This is a genomic window from Janthinobacterium sp. FT14W, assembly GCF_009208755.1.
In the GTDB taxonomy this organism is placed as follows: Bacteria; Pseudomonadota; Gammaproteobacteria; order Burkholderiales; family Burkholderiaceae_D; genus Janthinobacterium; species Janthinobacterium violaceinigrum.
In genome coordinates this window covers 1-1,419 of the sequence record NZ_WFLL01000106.1, presented here as the reverse complement: position 1 = coordinate 1,419, position 1,419 = coordinate 1, and the positions used below count along the sequence as shown (strand labels likewise).

Genomic DNA, 1,419 nt, shown 5'->3' with positions numbered 1-1,419 from the left:
GGGTAATGAATGGTATCAACACACACGCAACGTTGTACCGTCTTATCCTCTGTACCTGCTAAGGTTATAGGGACAAGCCGTACGGGCAATTAGTACTGGTTAGCTTAATGCATTACTGCACTTCCACACCCAGCCTATCAACGTCCTGGTCTCGAACGACCCTTCAAAGAGCTCAAGGCTCTGGGAAATCTCATCTCAAGGCAAGTTTCCCGCTTAGATGCTTTCAGCGGTTATCTCTTCCGAACTTAGCTACCCGGCAATGCCACTGGCGTGACAACCGGTACACCAGAGGTTCGTCCACTCCGGTCCTCTCGTACTAGGAGCAGCCCCCTTCAAATTTCCAACGCCCACGGCAGATAGGGACCAAACTGTCTCACGACGTTTTAAACCCAGCTCACGTACCACTTTAAATGGCGAACAGCCATACCCTTGGGACCGGCTACAGCCCCAGGATGTGATGAGCCGACATCGAGGTGCCAAACTCCCCCGTCGATATGAACTCTTGGGAGGAATCAGCCTGTTATCCCCAGAGTACCTTTTATCCGTTGAGCGATGGCCCTTCCATACAGAACCACCGGATCACTATGTCCTACTTTCGTACCTGCTCGACTTGTCAGTCTCGCAGTTAAGCACGCTTATGCCATTGCACTATCAACACGATGTCCGACCGTATCTAGCGTACCTTCGAACTCCTCCGTTACACTTTAGGAGGAGACCGCCCCAGTCAAACTGCCTACCATGCACTGTCCCCGATCCGGATAACGGACCAAGGTTAGAACCTCAAACAAACCAGGGTGGTATTTCAAGGTTGGCTCCACGAGAACTAGCGTCCCCGCTTCAAAGCCTCCCACCTATCCTACACAGATTGGTTCAAAGTCCAATGCAAAGCTACAGTAAAGGTTCATGGGGTCTTTCCGTCTAGCCGCGGGTAGATTGCATCATCACAAACATTTCAACTTCGCTGAGTCTCGGGAGGAGACAGTGTGGCCATCGTTACGCCATTCGTGCAGGTCGGAACTTACCCGACAAGGAATTTCGCTACCTTAGGACCGTTATAGTTACGGCCGCCGTTTACTGGGACTTCAATCAAGAGCTTGCACCCCATCATTTAATCTTCCAGCACCGGGCAGGCGTCACACCCTATACGTCCACTTTCGTGTTTGCAGAGTGCTGTGTTTTTATTAAACAGTCGCAGCCACCAGTTTATTGCAACCCTTTCACCCTCATGGAGTAAACCAATCAAGCTACCGGGGCGTACCTTTTCCCGAAGTTACGGTACCAATTTGCCGAGTTCCTTCTCCCGAGTTCTCTCAAGCGCCTTAGAATACTCATCTCGCCCACCTGTGTCGGTTTGCGGTACGGTCTCGTATGACTGAAGCTTAGAGGCTTTTCTTGGAACCACTTCCGATTGCTTCGTGA

The 1,419-nt window shown here is 51.2% G+C and carries 1 rRNA gene; it reads right to left on the bottom strand.

Features of this window, described 5'->3' with window-relative positions:
• Positions 1-68 precede the first annotated feature (68 nt).
• Positions 69-1,419, bottom strand: a 23S ribosomal RNA gene (locus GCN74_RS28165); the annotation flags it as partial.